This is a genomic window from Intestinimonas butyriciproducens (genome assembly GCF_016901775.1).
GTDB lineage: Bacteria > Bacillota > Clostridia > Oscillospirales > Butyricicoccaceae > Pseudobutyricicoccus.
Map to the genome: position 1 here is coordinate 180,797 of NZ_JACJKW010000001.1, position 16,560 is coordinate 197,356.

Here is a 16,560-nt window from a genome sequence, read left to right on the forward strand (position 1 = left end):
AAGATGAAAATCTATGTGTATGCCATCTGCAAAGACGAAAAAGCTTTTGCAGACCGGTGGATGGATTCCATGTCAGAGGCCGACGGGGTGTATGTGCTGGACACGGGAAGCCAGGACGGCACTCCGGCCGCCCTGGCTTCCCGGGGGGCTTGGGTAGCCTGCCGGGAGGTCGTCCCCTGGCGGTTTGACAAAGCCCGGAATCTGTCTTTGGAGCTGGTGCCGGAAGATGCCGATCTGTGCGTCTGCACCGATCTGGATGAAGTATTCGAAAAAGACTGGCGGAAAAAGCTGGAACAAGCGGCTTTGATGCAGCCTTGCCCTCAATACCGGTGCCGCTTTGTGTGGAGTCATGGAGAAGATGGAAGAGAGGGCATGGTGTTCTGGCAGAACAAGATCCACCGCCGCCATGGTTTCGTCTGGCATTATCCGGTGCACGAAGTGCTGCAATGGCAGGGGGAAAAAGAAGTTGCCCTGGGGGATGCTGTGGGGGTGTGTCTGCACCACTGGCCCGATCCCCAAAAATCCCGGGGACAGTATTTGCCCCTTTTGGAGCTGGCCGCCCGGGAAGAGCCGGAAGATCCCCGCTGTGCTCACTACCTGGGACGGGAGTATATGTACCAGGGGGATTGGAACAAGGCCGAAGAGGAGCTTCTGCGCCATCTGGCACTTCCCCGCTCCACCTGGGAAGCGGAACGGGCGGCTTCCATGCGTTATCTGGCCCGGTGCTGTCTGGAGACCGGGCGGCGGCAAGAGGCTTTGCGCTGGTTTTACCGGGCGGTGGCGGAAGCGCCTTCGTTGCGGGAGGGTTATGTGGAGTGTGCCTGGTATTTTTCCCAGGAAGAGAATTGGCCCGGGGTGCTGCTCATGAGCCAAAGCGCCCTGGCCCTTTCTCAGCGGGACAAAACCTATATCAATGAGGATTTCGCCTGGGGCAGCGTCCCCTGGGATCTGTCCGCCCTGGCCTTCTGGCATCTGGGCCAAAAGGAGAAGGCCTGTTTCTATGGTGCCCGGGCTTTGGAAAAAGAGCCGGAAAATCAGAGATTGCAGCAGAATCTGGCCTTTTATCAAGGGGAAAAATAATATATTTTTCAAATTTTCTTTACAAACCGTCCACATCTTTTTTGATGGGTGTGTTATTATGATATCAGCAACATACCTCTCTTTATTCCCCCCACAACAATAAAGAAGCAAAAGGGCGTCCGCTTAGGCGGGCGCCCTTTTGCGCATATTGGCTGTGAGAATTGTACGATTTTTTTCCTTGTATTTCGGTAAGTATGCCGCAGGAAAACTATGCTATAATAATACCGTGGCGAAGATCATGAGAAGGAGGAAAGATGTGAGCCCCCTGTTGTTTCTGCTCTATTTTTTCAATGTGATGGCTGCAATTTCCATCCTGTTTTTTCGCAAAAAACAGGTGGGCAGCACATTGGCCTGGCTTTTGGTCTTTGCCTTTGTGCCCTGGTTGGGCTTCCTGCTTTATTTCTTTCTGGGCAGTACCCGAAAATTACGGCTCTTCCGCCGCCGGTTCCGGCCCAATCCCCGCCTGGCCGAATACGGACCAAGCCCTGGGGAAAATGCCCGGGCTTTGCTTTCCGGTCAGTTCAATCTCAGCAGTCAGGGACGGGAAGGCTGCCGGGATCTGATGCTGCTTAACTTGCAGGGAGCAGGGGCCGTCTACACCCAGGGCAACAGCGCACGCCTGCTGGTGGATGCAGAAAAAAAGTATGAAAGCCTGTTCCGGGACATTGAGGAAGCCCAGGAGACCATCCATGTGCTGTATTTTATCTTCAAAACCCGGGATGAATGCGGCAGAAAACTGCTGGATCTGTTGGTGAAAAAAGCCCGGCAGGGCGTGAAGGTGCGGGTTATTTACGACACACTGGGCTGTTTCAAAACCCATAAGGCGGACTTTGATCCCTTGCTGGGGGCTGGCGGCATGGTGTATGGGTACCTCCCCTCCCCTTTGCGCACCGTTTTGCAGGTCAATTACCGGATGCACCGGAAAATGGTTATCATTGATGGCAAAGTGGCCTATACCGGCGGCATCAACATCGGCGACGACTACCTGGGGAAAGACAGACGGATCACCCCTTGGCGGGATACTTCGGTGCGGCTGACAGGGCCTTGTGTCCAGCAGGTACAGCGCCAGTTCATCCGGGACTGGGTCTTTCTGGATTCTCAGGCCGCCCGGCCTTATGTGGATAAAATCGACTCTTCCCAGAGCCTGGAACAGTGCATGAAAGAGGAAAACACCGGGCAAGTGGGCGTGCAGATCGTCTCTTCCGGCCCGGACAGCCTCTATCCCTATACCAAGGAAAGCTATCTGGGCATGATCACAAGGGCCCGCCGCTATCTCTATATCCAGACCCCCTATTTTATCCCCGACGACGCCCTTCTGACGGCGCTGCGCTGCGCCAGCCGGGCGGGGGTGGATGTGCGTCTGATGATCCCCGGAGTGGCGGACAAGGCCTATGCCTATCATGTGACCATGTGGCATGCCGGTGAATTGCTCCGCTGGGGCATTCCTGTGTACCGTTATCCCGGTTTTCTCCATGCCAAAACCTTTGTCATGGACGATATGGTGGCGTCCATAGGATCCACCAACCTGGATATCCGTTCCTTTGACCTGGATTATGAACTCAACGCCCTGGTCTATGACCGGGATTTTGCTTTGGAGTGCCGGAAGGTTTTTTTGCAGGATCAGGAAAAAAGCCGCCGCCTCACCAGAGAGGAATACCAGAGCCGTCCCCTGCCGGATAAGGTGAAAGCAGGGCTTCTGCGGCTGGTGGCCCCTTTGCTTTGATATTTCGGGATCATGGCCCTTGGCCTTGACCATAAAAAACAATGAGAAGGAGACTTGGCGAAATGATTGCGATTACCAACGGAAAAATTGTGACAGTCACCGGCGAGACCTATGAAAACGGTACCGTGCTGGTGGAAAAGGGAAAAATCACCGCCGTGGGAGCCAATGTGGCCATTCCCGCCGATGCGGAAGTCATCGATGTGAAGGGCGGCTGGGTGACCCCCGGTTTCATCGACGCCCATACCCATATCTCCAACTTCAATGAACCCGACACCATGCCGGCTCTGTGCAAGGACGGCAACGAGATGAGCGATCCCATCACTCCCCAGGTGCGGGCCTCTGACGCCATCAATCCCTGCGATTATGCCATTGAAAAGGTGCGCAACGCCGGCTTTACCACCGTCTGCACCCTGCCTGGTTCGGCCAATGTGTGCGGCGGCACCGGCATTGTCTATAAGCTGCGGGGCCATACCGCCGAGGAAATGATCATCCCCGGCACCGAGCAAATGAAGTTCGCTCTGGGCGAGAATCCCAAGCGTGTCTATGGCACAAAGAACCAGATGCCCATGACCCGTATGGGTACAGCCGCTCTGCTGCGCCAGACCTTCTATGATGCCAAGAATTATTCCGATGCTCTGCTCAAGGCGGAGAAAGATCCCTCCAAGGCTCCCAAGCCCGACTTCAAGCTGGATGCCCTGGTGCCCGTCATGCGCCGGGAAATGAAGTGCCGTATCCATGCCCATCGGGCCGACGATATCTGCACCGCCATCCGCATCTGCAAGGAGTTTGATCTGGACTTCTCCATTGAGCATGCCACCGAGGGCTATAAGATCACCGATGTGCTCCAGAAGAACAATGTGACCTGCGTGGTAGGCCCTCATCTGTGGGGACCGGGCAAGCAGGAAATCCATGGCCTGAGCCTGCACACCCCCGCAGCGCTCCATGAAGCGGGCATCACGGTATGCCTCACCGCCGACTCCGGCTCCCAGACCCAGTTCCTCCCCGCCACCGTGGGCATCCTGATGGTCAATGGTCTGGATGAGCAGGCCGCCTTTGAAGGCGTTACCATCAATCCCGCCCGTCTGCTGGGTGTAGCGGACAAAGTGGGCAGCATCGAAGTGGGTAAGGATGCTGACCTGGCTGTGTTCAGCGGCCATCCCTTCAGCAGCCTGAGCAAGTGCATGATGACCATGATCGACGGCGTGGCCTACAACAAGAGCCTGTAAGATCTACATAAACAAAAAAGCAGCCGGGAAAATTTCCCGGCTGGAGCTGATCGAAAAAGTGGCCTTGGGCCACTTTTTCGAGTTTTTGCAAGGGTCTGCGTGCAGCCATTCGGCCACACTGGCCCCTTGATAGGTGCAAAAAGCCACGCACAGGTCGCGGCTTCTTGCAAATTGATGAGGGGCAGGGCAGGCAGTCCCTTTTCGATATAGGGATTTTTGGATAAAAAACAGCCGGGATACCCCGGCTGCTTTTTTGTTGTGTTTGTTATGCCTGTGCCACTTTTTGTTGTTGGCGCTTCCGCAGGTAAAAAACCACAGCGAAAACCGCCCAGATCAGGTAGCCCCGCAGCATCATATATCCGCTTTGCTTCAGGGGAGCTGTAACCATCTCCAACCCGCCGCCCATGATCAAGCAGGAGAAGATGTAGGTGCACAGATGGGCCAGCAAATAATAGGCCAGGGTGAGCCAGGGTTCCAGCTTGAAAAGCAGAGTCAACAGGGGCAGTGCCATAAAGAAATAGATCAGGTAGCCCCAGGAATTACCTACAAACCGGATGATCGGCTGCAAAAATTCGATTTTTGCCTCAATGGCTTCCACCTGGGCCTGATTGCGCAGGGCGGGAAGCTGTTCCCGCAGGGAACTGGTATACTGAGTAAGCAGTCCTTGCGTTACTTCCAGTACCGTCCACAATACCACCAGAGCACAGAGTACGATGAGAGTCCATTTATGTTTTCTGACGAAGGTCATAGTGATCCCCCTTTCTCTTCATAGGCAGCATAAATTGGTTATATATATATTTTATCACGCTGCCAAAGAAAAGAAATAGGCAATATTTACAAATCGGAGCTGCGGAATTTGGATAGAAAAAAGGGCCGGCAAATACCGGCCCTTTTGGGGGATAAGGGAGTGGCGGCTCGCCGCCCGACCCTTTTGAAATTATTCTTTCTTTTCGGGGATATCCAGAGCGATGCTCAGTTCCTTCAGCTGCTTCTCGTCCACAGGAGAAGGACAATGCATCATCAGGTCGCTGGCGTTCTGCACCTTGGGGAAAGCGATCACATCCCGGATGCTGTCCCGTCCGGCCATGAGCATCACCAGCCGGTCCAGGCCATAGGCCAGGCCGCCGTGAGGAGGTGCGCCATAGCGGAAGGCTTCGATCATATGGCCAAAACGCTCCTGAATGTCGGCTTCTTCAAAGCCCAGGGCTTTGAACATCCGCTGCTGCACATCGCTGCGGTGGATACGGATGGAACCGCCGCCCAGCTCGGTGCCGTTGAGCACGATGTCATAGGCCTTGGCCCGCATGGCGATGGGGTTTTGTTCAAACAAGGGCAGATCTTCGTCCTTGGGAGCGGTGAAGGGATGGTGCTTGGCATAAAGCCGCTTCTTCCCTTCGTCGTCCTCGCCGTACTCGAAGAGGGGGAAATCGGTGACCCACAGCAGTTTGTAGACCCCTTCGGGGATGACATCCATCCGCCGGGCCACTTCGCACCGGAGCATACCCAGTGCATTGAGGGCGGTCTCCCGGTCTGCGTCGGCTACGATGAGCACCAGGTCTCCCTTCCCTGCCCCAGCCTTCTCCAGCAGAGCGTCCATGGTCTCGGGTTTCAGGAACTTGGCAAAGGAAGAACTCAGCTCACCGTTTTCGTTGACCTTGGCCCAGGCCAGGCCCTTTACCCGATAGGTCTTGACGAACTCAGTCAGGCTGTCGATCTCCTTGCGGCTGAATTTGGCGCCGCCTTCGATCTTGATGCCCCGCACAGTGCCGCCCTGCTCCAATGCGCCGTCAAAGACGCCGAAGCCGCAGCCCTTCACCGTTTCCGACAGATCAAAGATCTCGTAGCCGAAGCGCAGGTCGGGTTTGTCGGAGCCAAAGCGCTCCATGGCCTCCTGGTAGGGCAGGCGCTGGATGGGCAGAGTGATGTCCACATCCAGCACTTCTTTGAATACCCGCTGGAGGAAGCCTTCGTTGACGGCCATCACATCTTCCTGATCTACAAAGGACATCTCCAGGTCAATCTGGGTAAATTCCGGCTGACGGTCGGCCCGCAGGTCCTCGTCACGGAAGCAGCGGACGATCTGGATATACCGGTCAAAGCCGGAGAGCATCAGCAGCTGCTTGTACTGCTGGGGGGACTGGGGCAGAGCGTAAAACTCGCCGGGATGCACCCGGGAAGGCACCAGATAGTCCCGGGCCCCTTCGGGGGTGGATTTGGTGAGCATGGGGGTTTCGATTTCCAGGAATCCTTGCTCGTCAAAATACTGCCGGGCCACATGGGCGATCTTGTGGCGCAGAGCCAGGGACTTCTGCAAAGAGGGACGGCGCAGGTCCAGATAACGGTATTTCAGCCGCAGGGCGTCGTTGACCGAGGCCTCGTCGCTGATCTCAAAGGGCGGAGTGTCGGCTTTTTCGTAGATTTCCAGGCTGTCGGCCAGGATCTCAATGCGGCCGGTGGGGATCTTGTCATTGATGGAAGAGCGCTGGCGCACCACGCCTTCGATCTTCAGAGTGTATTCCGAGCGAACGGTGAAAGCCAGATCAAACAGCTCTTTGTTGTCGGCCTCGTCAAAGACGCACTGGACAATGCCTTCCCGATCCCGCAGGTCGATGAAGATCAGGCCGCCCAGGTCCCGCATACGGGCGCACCAGCCGCAGACGGTGACCCGCTGCCCGATGTGCTCTTCCCGCAGGGAGCCGCAGTAATGCCGTTGAGGGTTGAGAAAAATCGACATAAAAACATCTCCTTATGGTGATAATCGTTTATTCTTCCGGACGGATGGGCTTGCCCTGGCTGAGAAGGGCGATCTTGGAAAGCAGCCAGCCCGAGGCCTGCTCCTGGGGAATGGTCTCCTGCTCCCCTGTCCGCATGTTCTTGATGGAAACGGCGGCGGCGTTGACCTCATCCTCGCCCAGGAAGAGGACAAAGGGCACCTTCAGCTTGTCTGCATAGCTCATCTTGGCTTTGAATTTCTTCTGTTCGGTGTAAAGCTGGGTGCGGATGCTCGCCTGCCGCAGCTGAGTGGCCAGGGAGATGGCCGGGCTGATGTCTTCGGTCATGGGCAGAATCAGCACATCCGCTGGGGCGGTGAGCAGCTCGTCGTTCAAAAGTCCCTGCTCTTCCAGCACATAAAACAGCCGGGTCAGGCCAATGGAAATGCCAACGCCGGGCAGCTGTTTATCGGTGTAGAACTCCGCCAGGTTGTCATAGCGGCCGCCGGAGCAGATGGAGCCGATTTCCGGATGCCGGGTCATCTGGGTCTCATAGACGGTGCCGGTGTAATAGTCCAGGCCCCGGGCGATGGTCAGGTCCACCTTGAAGTGGGTCTCCGGTACGCCGAAATCTCCCATGTGGCGCACCACCTGGGAAAGCTCCTGAATGCCGGTGTCCAGCAGCTCGTTCTGGCCTTTCAGTGTTTCCAGCGCTTCCATGGGATCGGCGCTTTCCAGCACTTCCAGCAGCTTGGAGGCAGCATCTTCTGCCACAGCAAACTCGCCGGTGAGCACTTCCAGCACCTTTTCTTTTCCGATCTTCTCCAGCTTGTCAATGGTGCGCATCACATCGGTGGCCTTGTCCCCCAGCCCCAGCAGGTCAAACAGACCGCTGAGCACCTTCCGGTTGTTCAGCCGGATCTGGAAATCTTCAAGGCCCAGGGCGGTGAAGGTGCGGTAGATCACCGAGGGGATCTCGGCTTCGCACAGGATGTCCAGCTTGCCGTCGCCGATGATGTCGATGTCTGCCTGGTAAAACTCCCGGAAGCGTCCACGCTGGGGCCGCTCGCCCCGGTAGACCTTGCCGATCTGATACCGGCGGAAGGGAAATGCCAGGTCATTATAGTGAAGGGCCACATATTTGGCCAGGGGTACGGTGAGATCAAAGCGGAGAGCCAGATCGCTGTCCCCCTTCTGGAAGCGGTAGATCTGCTTTTCGGTGTCGCCGCCGCCCTTGGCCAGCAGCACTTCGGCGGCCTCGATCACCGGCGTGTCCAGGCCGGTGAAGCCATACAGCTCATAGCTTTGGCGCAGGATGTCCATCATCCAGTTCATCTGGGCCTGCCGGTGAGGCAGAAGCTCCATAAAACCGGAAAGGGTGCGGGGTTTCATTTTGCTCATAGTCCTTCTCCTGTTCTTTTGAGAGAAATAGAAATAAAAAAACGCCTTCGTCCCTCACATGGGACGAAAGCGCAGTCTTTCGTGGTGCCACCCAATTTCGGCGGAAAACCGCCCTTTTTGCCTCAAGGGTGCGGGAGGCTGCCGCAGGCGTCTCCGCCCGCCGTTCCGGCGCTGTCTTCCCCAGTTCCTTTCCGCAAAACGCTTTCAGCCAGGGCGTTTCTCTCTGCTGCGGCGGTGACCGGATACTAAGTCGCCTTCATCACGGTGCTTGGGGATATTCTATCCTTTTTGCAAGGGAAAGTCAAGAGCCGGAAGAGAATCATTGTTGAAAGAAACTGGAGGATATGGTAATATAATTGCACAATGAAACAGAAAGGAAGATGCTTGATGAAAAAAACATGGTCTATGCTGGGCCGCCGGATGACGGCACTGCTGGCTTCCATGGTGCTGCTGGCCGGTGTGCTGCCGGTGCAGGCCGCAGGGCTCCAAATGCCCACGGCCCAAAAGGCACAGATGGAAGTGCCCTCTGAGTGGCTGTCGGTGAATGTGTATTCCTCCCTCAAGGATGTGAAGGCGGAGGATGTGAAGGTCACCGTCACCTATGACGGCTACCTGGGCAGCCTGAAGGCCTCTGATCTGGGGCTGGGGGGAGATGGAGAAGTTCCCGTGCTCAAGGAAGGCTCCCACATCCAGTTTGAGATCCAGCATGAAAACCCCATGACCTATTATAATTTCTGCTATGACGGCATTGTTGTGCCGGAAGATATGCAGCCCATGGGCTGGGATGACTGCGGCGGCGGTCAGATTTATTACGGATCGGACAGCGAGGGCAGCTTCCCCATCCAGGTCTATGGCACAGGAAAGGAAAACCACAGCACCGCCCAGGCCGCCGGTATTGTCAACATGGAGGATTTCGGCACCTATCTGGGAAATGGCACTTACTCCTATCTGGCGGTGAACGGCCTGGTGGACTATGCCTTCCACAGCCAGGAGGCCCGGGATGCAGGCGGCAATTACCAGTACAATGACTACACCATCAACTATGCACTGGGTGCGGCTCTGACCATCAATGAGCAGCAGGTGGAAGAGATGGAAAAGACCGGAACCATGACCTTCCTGGCCGGAACCCCTGCAGAGTACAAGATGGCCTATCCCGGTCTGAAGGAACTGCTGAGCAACGGGGAGAACACCCCTTCCTCCTGGGCGGAAAAGGAAGTAACGGCGGCCAAGGAGGCCGGTCTGGTTCCTGCTTTGGTGGATGACCCCGCCTATCAGGACAGCACCACCCGGGAGCAGTTTGCCCAGCTGATCGTCCAGATGATCACCGTGGCCACCGGCAAGGAGATGGAAGCCGCTCCGACCGATACATTCCAGGACACCGACAGCGAAGCGGTGCGCAAGGCTTACCAGGCCGGCATCATCAACGGCATGGGCGACGGCACCTTTGCTCCCAAACAGACCATGACGAGAGAGCAGATGGCCACCATGATCCATCGGGCCATTTCCTATATCGAAAAGGAGACCGGCGTTAAGCTGCTGACCAAACCGGCTGTGATCCAGGGCTATACCGATGAAAACCAGGTATCCGATTGGGCCGCAGAAGGCATGAAGGCGCTGGTAGCCAATGGCGTCATCAATGGCACATCGGACACCACCCTGGCTCCCAAGGCCCCCTGCACCGTGGAGCAAGGCATTCTGCTTCTGTACCGGCTCTATGAAAAGATCTGATTTCTGCTAACTGTCAAAAATACCCCGGTTGCAAACCGGGGTATTTTTTTACCCCTATGGTTGATGAAAATTTTCAAATCTGGTAAAATGAAGTCACGAAATCACAGAGAGGGGTGCAAGGAATGAAGAAGATGGACAAACGGAAAAAAGTTCGGTGGATTGCCGCTTTGGTGGTGCTGCTTTTGCTCCTTGTGCTCTATGTGCCCCGCCCGTTGTTTTTAAAGGGACAGCAGGTGGATACCATTTTGTACCGGGCGCCAGAGTGGGATACGCTCCATGTTTATTATCCCATTCAGGGAGTGGAACAGGAGCTTCCTCAGGATGCTTTGGAAAGTATTTTGAAAAAAGCCTGGGTTGTTCCCCATTTTCTGCCCTTCCAAATGGCGGAACCCTTTCCCCAGGGAGCCGTGACCTATATGCTCACTCTGGAGGATGGCCGGACCATTCATCTGGGCGAAATGAACCGACTGGAAACCGATGTGTTTGGAAGTTACCGCCGCTATTACACCATCCTCAACGAAGATGAGCTGATGGAAGAACTGAACGCCCTGCTCAAGCCGGAGGAAAAGGAAAACCTGCCCTCTATTGTGGCAGGTGAAGTGGATGAATAATAAAAAACGCCGCCTGAGATACAGGCGGCGTTTTTTATTATTTGTTGTTTTTGGGATTGACGATATCACGCCAGGCCAGGTCGCCCCGGATCAGGCCCTGGATGAGCACTTCCGCCGTGGCCACATTGGTGGCAAAGGGGATGTTGTTCATGTCGCACAGACGCTGCAGGTTGGTGAAATCGGAATCGCCGCTGTATTTGTCCAGAGGGTCCCGGAAGATCAGCACCATGTCCAGCTCGTTGTAGGCCGCTCGTGCGGCCACCTGCTCATCGCCGCCGCTGATGCCGGGCAGCAGGCAGTTGACCTTCAGCCCTGTGGCCTCCATAATCAGCTTGCCGGTGGTACCGGTGGCACACAGCTCATGCTGGGAGAGAACGCCGCAATAGGCGATGCAGAACTGAACCATCAGCTCTTTTTTTCTGTTTTGCGCAATGATGGCGATATTCATAATCTATTCTCACTCCGTTTCTCCGATCTGTATGGAAAGCCGGGAGACCCCGGCCCTTTGTTCAAAGCTTCATCAGCCGCACCTTTTCCCCCTTCAGGCGGCGGGCGATATTCTGATAGGCGGTGACAGCCGGGCCTTCGGAATAGAGCATCAGCACTTTTCCGGCGTTGCCGCAGGCGATGATATCCCGATCCTCGGGAACCACCCCCAAAAGGCCCAGGCCGGCAAGATCCATGGCCCGGTCGATATTCACCATATCCCCTTGCTCGATCATCCCCGGTCGTACCCGGTTGACCACAATGCGCACATTGTCCATCTTTTCCCGGTAGAAGATCTGAGCGGCCTGCTCAGCTCCCCGCAGGGAGGTATAATCCGGGGTGGACACAATCACCGCCCGGTCTCCCCCGGCGGCAAAATAGGAAATGGTGTCGGGAAGCCCCGCAGGGCAATCCACAATGGTATAAGTAAAATGGGCCCGGCAGTTCTGGAGAAAAGCGGCCACCCTTTCTTTGGTGACGCAGCTTTCCAGCTTGCTGGAGGCCGGGGCGGTGAGCACCCGCAGGTTTTTGACGATGGGGTGCCTGACGGCTGCCTCTTTCAGGGAAGCCCGTCCGGCGATCACATCGGAAAAGGAAAACAGCAGCTGGTCGGTCATGCCCAGGACGATATCCAGGTTCCGCAAACCGCTGTCTGCATCCACCAGAAGCACTTTTTCTCCCAGGGCACACAGGGCCACCGCCGTGCCGCAGCAAAAGGAGGTCTTACCCGTTCCTCCCTTGCCGGAGGCCGTGATGATCACCGTTCCCACCGAAGAACATCTCCTTCCCGTTTGTGCTCCGCCACCAAAGGCGGCGGAGCATTTTCCCCATAATGATTTTATTATACTGTATCAGATGCCGGCATGCAATGGAAAATCAATGGCGGCCCATTAGAAAATCAGTAAATCAGAGTGTTTTCCTGAGGCGCCGGATCGGGATTGGTCTGTTTGCCAAAATAGGCGTCATAAATATCCCGGACGATGGGAGCCACATTGCCGCCGCTGCCGCCGTGCTCCACCAGGACAAATATGGCGATCTGGGGATCGTCATAGGGGGCAAAGGAAATAAAGACGCCGTGGGCCGACTGACTCTTGCTGGCAGTAGTCTGGGCCGAACCGGTTTTGCCGCCTACGGCAATGGGATAATCCCGGAAAACGCTGGCGGCGGTGCCGTCGTCGGTAACCACACCCCGCATGCCTTCCTTGATGGCCTCAATGGTGCTTTCGGAGATATCCATCTCGGCCAGGACTTCCGGCTGGTATTCTTCCACTACCTGGGTGTAATCGTAGCTTATCACCTGCTTGAGGAAGTGGGGACGGTACCGGGTGCCGCCATTGAGGATGGTGGCCATATAGTTTGCCATCTGGATGGGGGTGAACTGCTGTTCACTCTGGCCGATGGCGGCCTGGAGGGTTTCGCCGGGCCACCAGGTCTCGCCGTTTGCTTCCCGGCTTTCCGGGCCGGCCAGGTTGCCTGCCACTTCGCCGGGCAGTTCCACGCCGGTTTTCTGTCCCAGACCCAGCTGTTTGGCATAGTAGTTCAGAGTGTCGATGCCCATGAGACGGGAGGCTTCATAGAAGAAGTAGTTACAGGAGTATTTCAGAGCACCGCTCACATCCAGAAGACCGTGAGTGCCCCGCTTGTCGTTCCAGATCCAGCAGGCAGGGGTATAACCGCTGGAGGCATAATAGGTGTAAACGCCCTCGTCCCGGATCTTGGTGGAAGGGGTGATGGTGCCGCTTTCCAAAGCGGCCAGGGCGGTCACCGGCTTGAAGGTGGAGCCGGGAGGATAAGCGCCCATGATGGCCCGGTTGAACATGGGTTTCAGCGGGTCGTCATAGAGCATCTGGTAATCCTGGTTGAAGGTGGCCAGATTGTAGGTGGGATAAGAGGCACAGGCCAGAATGCCGCCGGTGTCGATGTCGATGACCACTGCGGCGCCCCCTTCCACATCCCAGCCGCTGGTGTGGTTGCGCTGGCCCCGCTCTTTGATGGACTGGATGGTGCTGGCCAGGGATTCTTCGGCCACGGCCTGCAGATCCAGATCCAGCGTCAGGATCACATTGCTTCCCGGCTGAGGCTGCTTGGTTTCGGTCTCATTGGTGATATCTCCGTCGATGTTGGTCTCCACCGCCTTTTCCCCGTCGATGCCCCGGAGATAGGATTCATAGGCTTTTTCCAGGCCGTCCTTGCCGATGGTGTCATTGAGGCCGTAGCCCTGGTCCTTCAGCTCATCGTATTCTTCCCGGTAGATCTTCCCCACCCGGCCCAGCACATGGGAGGCATAGGTGGTGTCATACTGGCGCATATTGTCCACTGTGATGGTGACGCCGGGCAGCTGGCTGCTCCGCTCTTCCACCAGGGACACCGTTTCCACATCCACCTGACTGGCAAAGGTGTAAAGATTGTTGTAGGAGGAAAATTGCTGCTGGTCCATTTCATACCGGACACCGGCAATGAGCCGGGCTTCCCCATCGGAGAGGGAGGGATCGATGTCGTATTTCTCCCGCAAAAGCTCCATCAGCTCCGGAGCCGACAGATCTTCCAGGGTTCGCACGATGTAGTCGGGGGCGGTTTGGTCCACCACGGCGCTGAGGGCCTGGAGCGCCGAGTGTACCGCCTGCTCATCGGTGTCCGCATCTTTCTCCGGCTTTTCATTGGCCGTTTCCTTCAGCTCATCCTTTTCCACCGGAATGCGCCACAGCTTTTCGTTGTCCTCGATGAAAGAACGGAGGTTTTTGGCCGTGTCTTCTTCGTAAGAGGCAAAGGTGTAGGCAAAGGGGGCATCGGTTGTGATGGGCAGGGTGTCATAATGTTCCAGGCCTGCCTGCTGGGTGATGGCGCAGATGTCCAGGATCACCTGATTCTGTTCTTCTTTTTCCCAGGAATAGTAATCGAAGGAGATGGAAAAGCCCAGGGTATTGGACACCAGCGGACGGCCGTAGCAATCCAGGATCTCGCCCCGGGAGGCCGGCTGGTCATAGGTGCGCAGGATCTTCCGCTGGGCTTCTTCCCGATAGGCGGCGCCATTGACAATCTGCAGATCCACAAGGCGCAGCACCATCAGGCCCAGGGCGACCACCAGAAAACCGCTGAGCAGGGCCATTCGTTTCAGTTGACTTCTTCGGTTCATAAACGATCCTCTCCGGGGGCAGGGTCATTCCTCTGCGGTGAAGCGGGAATGAATGTGTTTGACGATCAGATAGACCACAAGGGAAAAAGGCAGGGACAGCAGAAGGCTTTTCCCCGCCGTGAGCAATAGCCCTGGGGAATGGGCTTCATAGACCAGGGCATAAAAGAAGAAAAAGGACAAAAGGGTTTTGAACAGAGAGAGAAAAATGCCGCACATCAGCAGCGTGGGGAACACTCTCCGCATATAGCGGGATGCAAAAAAACCTGCGCCCAAGCAGCCCAGGCTGTAATACATGGACAAAAGGGCTTCGGGGGCAGTGGAATTGACCGACAGAAGGATTCCCCCGGCAAAGCCGAAGATCGCTCCCACAAAGGGGCCCTCAAACAGGGCCACCGCTGCAAAAAGGAAGGGAAGCACATCGGGAGAGGCCTCCCACAGAACAAGGCGCGTGCCCCGGGAGGACTGAAGCAGAAAACACACAAGCAGAAGCAATGCATACAGAGCCATCCGGCAGCGAAAATTTTTTCTTTCTTGCATGAGCTTACTCCGTGATGGTAAAGGACTTGATGATATATGCCTTTTTCAAAGAATCCAGCTGGGCGGCCGGTTTCACTTTGGCATAGGTGGAGATGCCGTGGCTTTCGGGGAGCACCTCGGTGATGGTGCCGATGAGCAGTCCCTTGGGGAAAATGCCGCCGTAGCCCGAGGTCTCCACCGTGTCGCCCACCAGCACATCGCTGTCGTTTTTCAGGTAGGACAGGCGCAGAAGTCCATCCTCCGCCAGGTCATAGCTGCCCTGGGCCACCACCACTTCCCGGGTGCGGGAGATCACAGCACCCATTTTCAGGGAAATGTCGGTCACCGGTTTGACCTCGCAGAAGTTATAGCCCACGCTGGATACATACCCCACCAGGCCGTCGCCTGTGACCACGGCGTCATTGACTTCGATGTCATCCTTTTCCCCCCGGCTGAGGGTATAGGTGGTGGAGACGCCGTCGCTGGAAAGACCGATCACCTCGGCCAGCTCGTATTCAAACTGGGAGTTTTTCCGGCGTAGACCGGCCAGCTCCCGCAGATAGGTGTTTTCGTCGATGGCGGCGTAATATTCCCGCTCCTTCTGTTCCAGCTCCTGCACCCGCTTTTCCAGCTCCTGGTTTTCCTCCACCAGGCTGTCATAGCGGTAAAAATAGCCGAACACATCGCTGACAAAATTCCCGGCCCGGGTCAGAGCCTGCTGCACCGGGGTCACCAGCACGCCGGTACCGTTGGTAAGAAAAGAGAGCCTGCCCGTGGCCAGGTTGAACCCCAGCAGCACCGAGGCGCACAAAAACAGGGCCAAAGCCCAGCAAAATAGTTTGGAAGAAAAAAGTTTCATGTTCTGCGGCACCTCACGCCGGATCGTTTGACAGGGGCCCGCTGCCCCCTTCTCCCGCCCAGGGCAGCCCCATTTCCGAAAACAGCCGGGCCAGGGGCGCCAGAGGCAGGCCTACCACATTGTAAAAATCCCCTTCCACCCGCTGCACCAGTAAAGCGCCTTTGCTCTGGATGCCATAGGCGCCGGCCTTGTCCATGGGCTCGCCGGTGGAAAGATACCAATCGATCATGTCCCGGGACAGGGGGTAAAAGGTCACCGCCGTCTCTTCCCAATGGGTCAGGGTACGGCTGCGGCTCATGAGCACCAGGCCAGTGCACACCTTGTGGGTGCGGCCCGAGAGCATTTCCAGCATCTGACGGGCCTGGGCCAGAGTGCCCGGTTTGCCCAGAATGGTGTTTTCCAGACAGACCACGGTGTCGGCGGCCAGCACCACATCCTCTTCCCCGGCCCCCTTTAAAGCGCTGCGGGCCTTTTGCAAAGCGATCTGGGTGACATAATCCTGAGGAAGGGCGGCGTTGCTCATTTCCTCACAGTTCTGGGGGCGAACATCAAAAGCGAGCCCCAGCCCCCGCAGCAGCTGCCGGCGGCGGGGGGAGGCGGAAGCCAGAATCAGCATAGGCCCTCCTTAGTTCCGGCCGGTGGAGCCGAAACCGCCGGCCCCCCGCTCTGTGGGATCCAGGGTTTCACAGGGCATGGGCTGGGCCTGCACCACCGGCACCACCATCAGCTGGGCGATCCGGTCGCCGTCCCGCACAGTGATGGGAGAGGAGGAAAGATTGATGACGCTGCACAGAATCTCTCCCCGGTAGTCGGTGTCGATGAGCCCCACTCCATTGGCCAAAGCCAGTCCCTGGCGGGTGGCAAGGCCGCTGCGGGCCAGTACCAGCCCGGCATGGAGGGGTGGCAGCTGAATGGCGATGCCCGTGGGGATGGCGGCCCGCTCCATGGGCTTCAAAGTCATGGGTTCCAGGAGAAAAGCCCGCAGATCCATGGCACAGGAGCCAGGGGTGGCATATTGGGGCACAGGGGCCAGACGGCCCATTTTATCAGGGATACATTGTATTTTTAGTGTTTCCATAGTACTCC

The 16,560-nt window shown here is 56.7% G+C and carries 15 protein-coding genes; 5 read left to right on the forward strand and 10 right to left on the reverse strand.

Annotation, left to right across the window (positions count from 1 at the left end):
* The first annotated feature begins 3 nt into the window (after positions 1-3).
* The 3 genes from H6A25_RS00960 (at position 4) to H6A25_RS00970 (ending at position 4,029) form a co-directional block, all read left to right on the forward strand.
* On the forward strand, positions 4-1,080 hold the full coding sequence (locus tag H6A25_RS00960; RefSeq protein ID WP_204750143.1) for a tetratricopeptide repeat-containing glycosyltransferase: 1,077 nt from the start codon (positions 4-6) through the stop codon (positions 1,078-1,080).
* Positions 1,081-1,336: 256 nt separating this feature from the next.
* Positions 1,337-2,803, forward strand: a complete 1,467-nt coding sequence (cls, locus tag H6A25_RS00965) for a cardiolipin synthase (protein WP_204750144.1) — start codon at positions 1,337-1,339, stop codon at positions 2,801-2,803.
* 62 nt (positions 2,804-2,865) lie between these two features.
* The gene (locus tag H6A25_RS00970) at positions 2,866-4,029 is read left to right on the forward strand and encodes an amidohydrolase (RefSeq protein ID WP_204750145.1); all 1,164 of its coding nucleotides are present in this window, start codon (positions 2,866-2,868) and stop codon (positions 4,027-4,029) included.
* A 265-nt stretch (positions 4,030-4,294) separates the two neighbouring features.
* On the opposite strand, the gene H6A25_RS00975 is transcribed toward H6A25_RS00970, so the two are convergent.
* The 3 genes from H6A25_RS00975 to hisS form a co-directional block, all read right to left on the reverse strand.
* Positions 4,295-4,777, reverse strand: a complete 483-nt coding sequence (locus H6A25_RS00975; RefSeq protein ID WP_204750146.1) for a hypothetical protein — start codon at positions 4,775-4,777, stop codon at positions 4,295-4,297.
* Positions 4,778-4,966: 189 nt separating this feature from the next.
* Complete coding sequence (aspS, locus tag H6A25_RS00980; protein ID WP_204750147.1) at positions 4,967-6,763, reverse strand: aspartate--tRNA ligase; 1,797 nt, start codon at positions 6,761-6,763, stop codon at positions 4,967-4,969.
* Between the two features lie 28 nt (positions 6,764-6,791).
* A complete protein-coding gene (gene hisS, locus H6A25_RS00985) occupies positions 6,792-8,141 on the reverse strand; it encodes a histidine--tRNA ligase (RefSeq protein WP_204750148.1) in 1,350 nt (449 codons plus the stop codon).
* A 387-nt stretch (positions 8,142-8,528) separates the two neighbouring features.
* Between hisS and H6A25_RS00990 the strand changes: the two genes are divergently transcribed.
* On the forward strand, positions 8,529-9,869 hold the full coding sequence (locus H6A25_RS00990; protein ID WP_204750149.1) for an S-layer homology domain-containing protein: 1,341 nt from the start codon (positions 8,529-8,531) through the stop codon (positions 9,867-9,869).
* A gap of 122 nt (positions 9,870-9,991) precedes the next feature.
* Positions 9,992-10,480, forward strand: a complete 489-nt coding sequence (locus H6A25_RS00995) for a hypothetical protein (protein WP_204750150.1) — start codon at positions 9,992-9,994, stop codon at positions 10,478-10,480.
* A 37-nt stretch (positions 10,481-10,517) separates the two neighbouring features.
* On the opposite strand, the gene H6A25_RS01000 is transcribed toward H6A25_RS00995, so the two are convergent.
* The 7 genes from H6A25_RS01000 to dut all read right to left on the reverse strand — a co-directional run bounded on the left by H6A25_RS01000 (position 10,518) and on the right by dut (position 16,552).
* Positions 10,518-10,928 carry a methylglyoxal synthase gene (locus H6A25_RS01000; protein ID WP_118427936.1) on the reverse strand — a complete coding sequence of 137 codons (411 nt, stop codon included), beginning with the start codon at positions 10,926-10,928 and terminating at the stop codon, positions 10,518-10,520.
* A gap of 61 nt (positions 10,929-10,989) precedes the next feature.
* Positions 10,990-11,736 carry a P-loop NTPase gene (locus tag H6A25_RS01005; RefSeq protein WP_204750151.1) on the reverse strand — a complete coding sequence of 249 codons (747 nt, stop codon included), beginning with the start codon at positions 11,734-11,736 and terminating at the stop codon, positions 10,990-10,992.
* A gap of 128 nt (positions 11,737-11,864) precedes the next feature.
* Positions 11,865-14,099, reverse strand: coding sequence for a penicillin-binding protein 2 (mrdA, locus tag H6A25_RS01010; protein ID WP_204750152.1), 2,235 nt, complete (start codon positions 14,097-14,099; stop codon positions 11,865-11,867).
* Positions 14,100-14,123: 24 nt separating this feature from the next.
* The gene (locus H6A25_RS01015) at positions 14,124-14,636 is read right to left on the reverse strand and encodes a hypothetical protein (protein WP_204750153.1); all 513 of its coding nucleotides are present in this window, start codon (positions 14,634-14,636) and stop codon (positions 14,124-14,126) included.
* A 4-nt stretch (positions 14,637-14,640) separates the two neighbouring features.
* Positions 14,641-15,474 (reverse strand): rod shape-determining protein MreC, encoded by an 834-nt coding sequence (mreC, locus tag H6A25_RS01020; RefSeq protein ID WP_204750154.1) that lies wholly within the window; start codon positions 15,472-15,474, stop codon positions 14,641-14,643.
* Positions 15,475-15,487: 13 nt separating this feature from the next.
* Entirely contained in the window at positions 15,488-16,090 is a 603-nt protein-coding gene (locus H6A25_RS01025; RefSeq protein WP_204750155.1) for a Maf family protein, read from the reverse strand.
* 9 nt (positions 16,091-16,099) lie between these two features.
* Positions 16,100-16,552 (reverse strand): dUTP diphosphatase, encoded by a 453-nt coding sequence (gene dut, locus H6A25_RS01030; protein ID WP_204750156.1) that lies wholly within the window; start codon positions 16,550-16,552, stop codon positions 16,100-16,102.
* Positions 16,553-16,560: the final 8 nt, after the last annotated feature.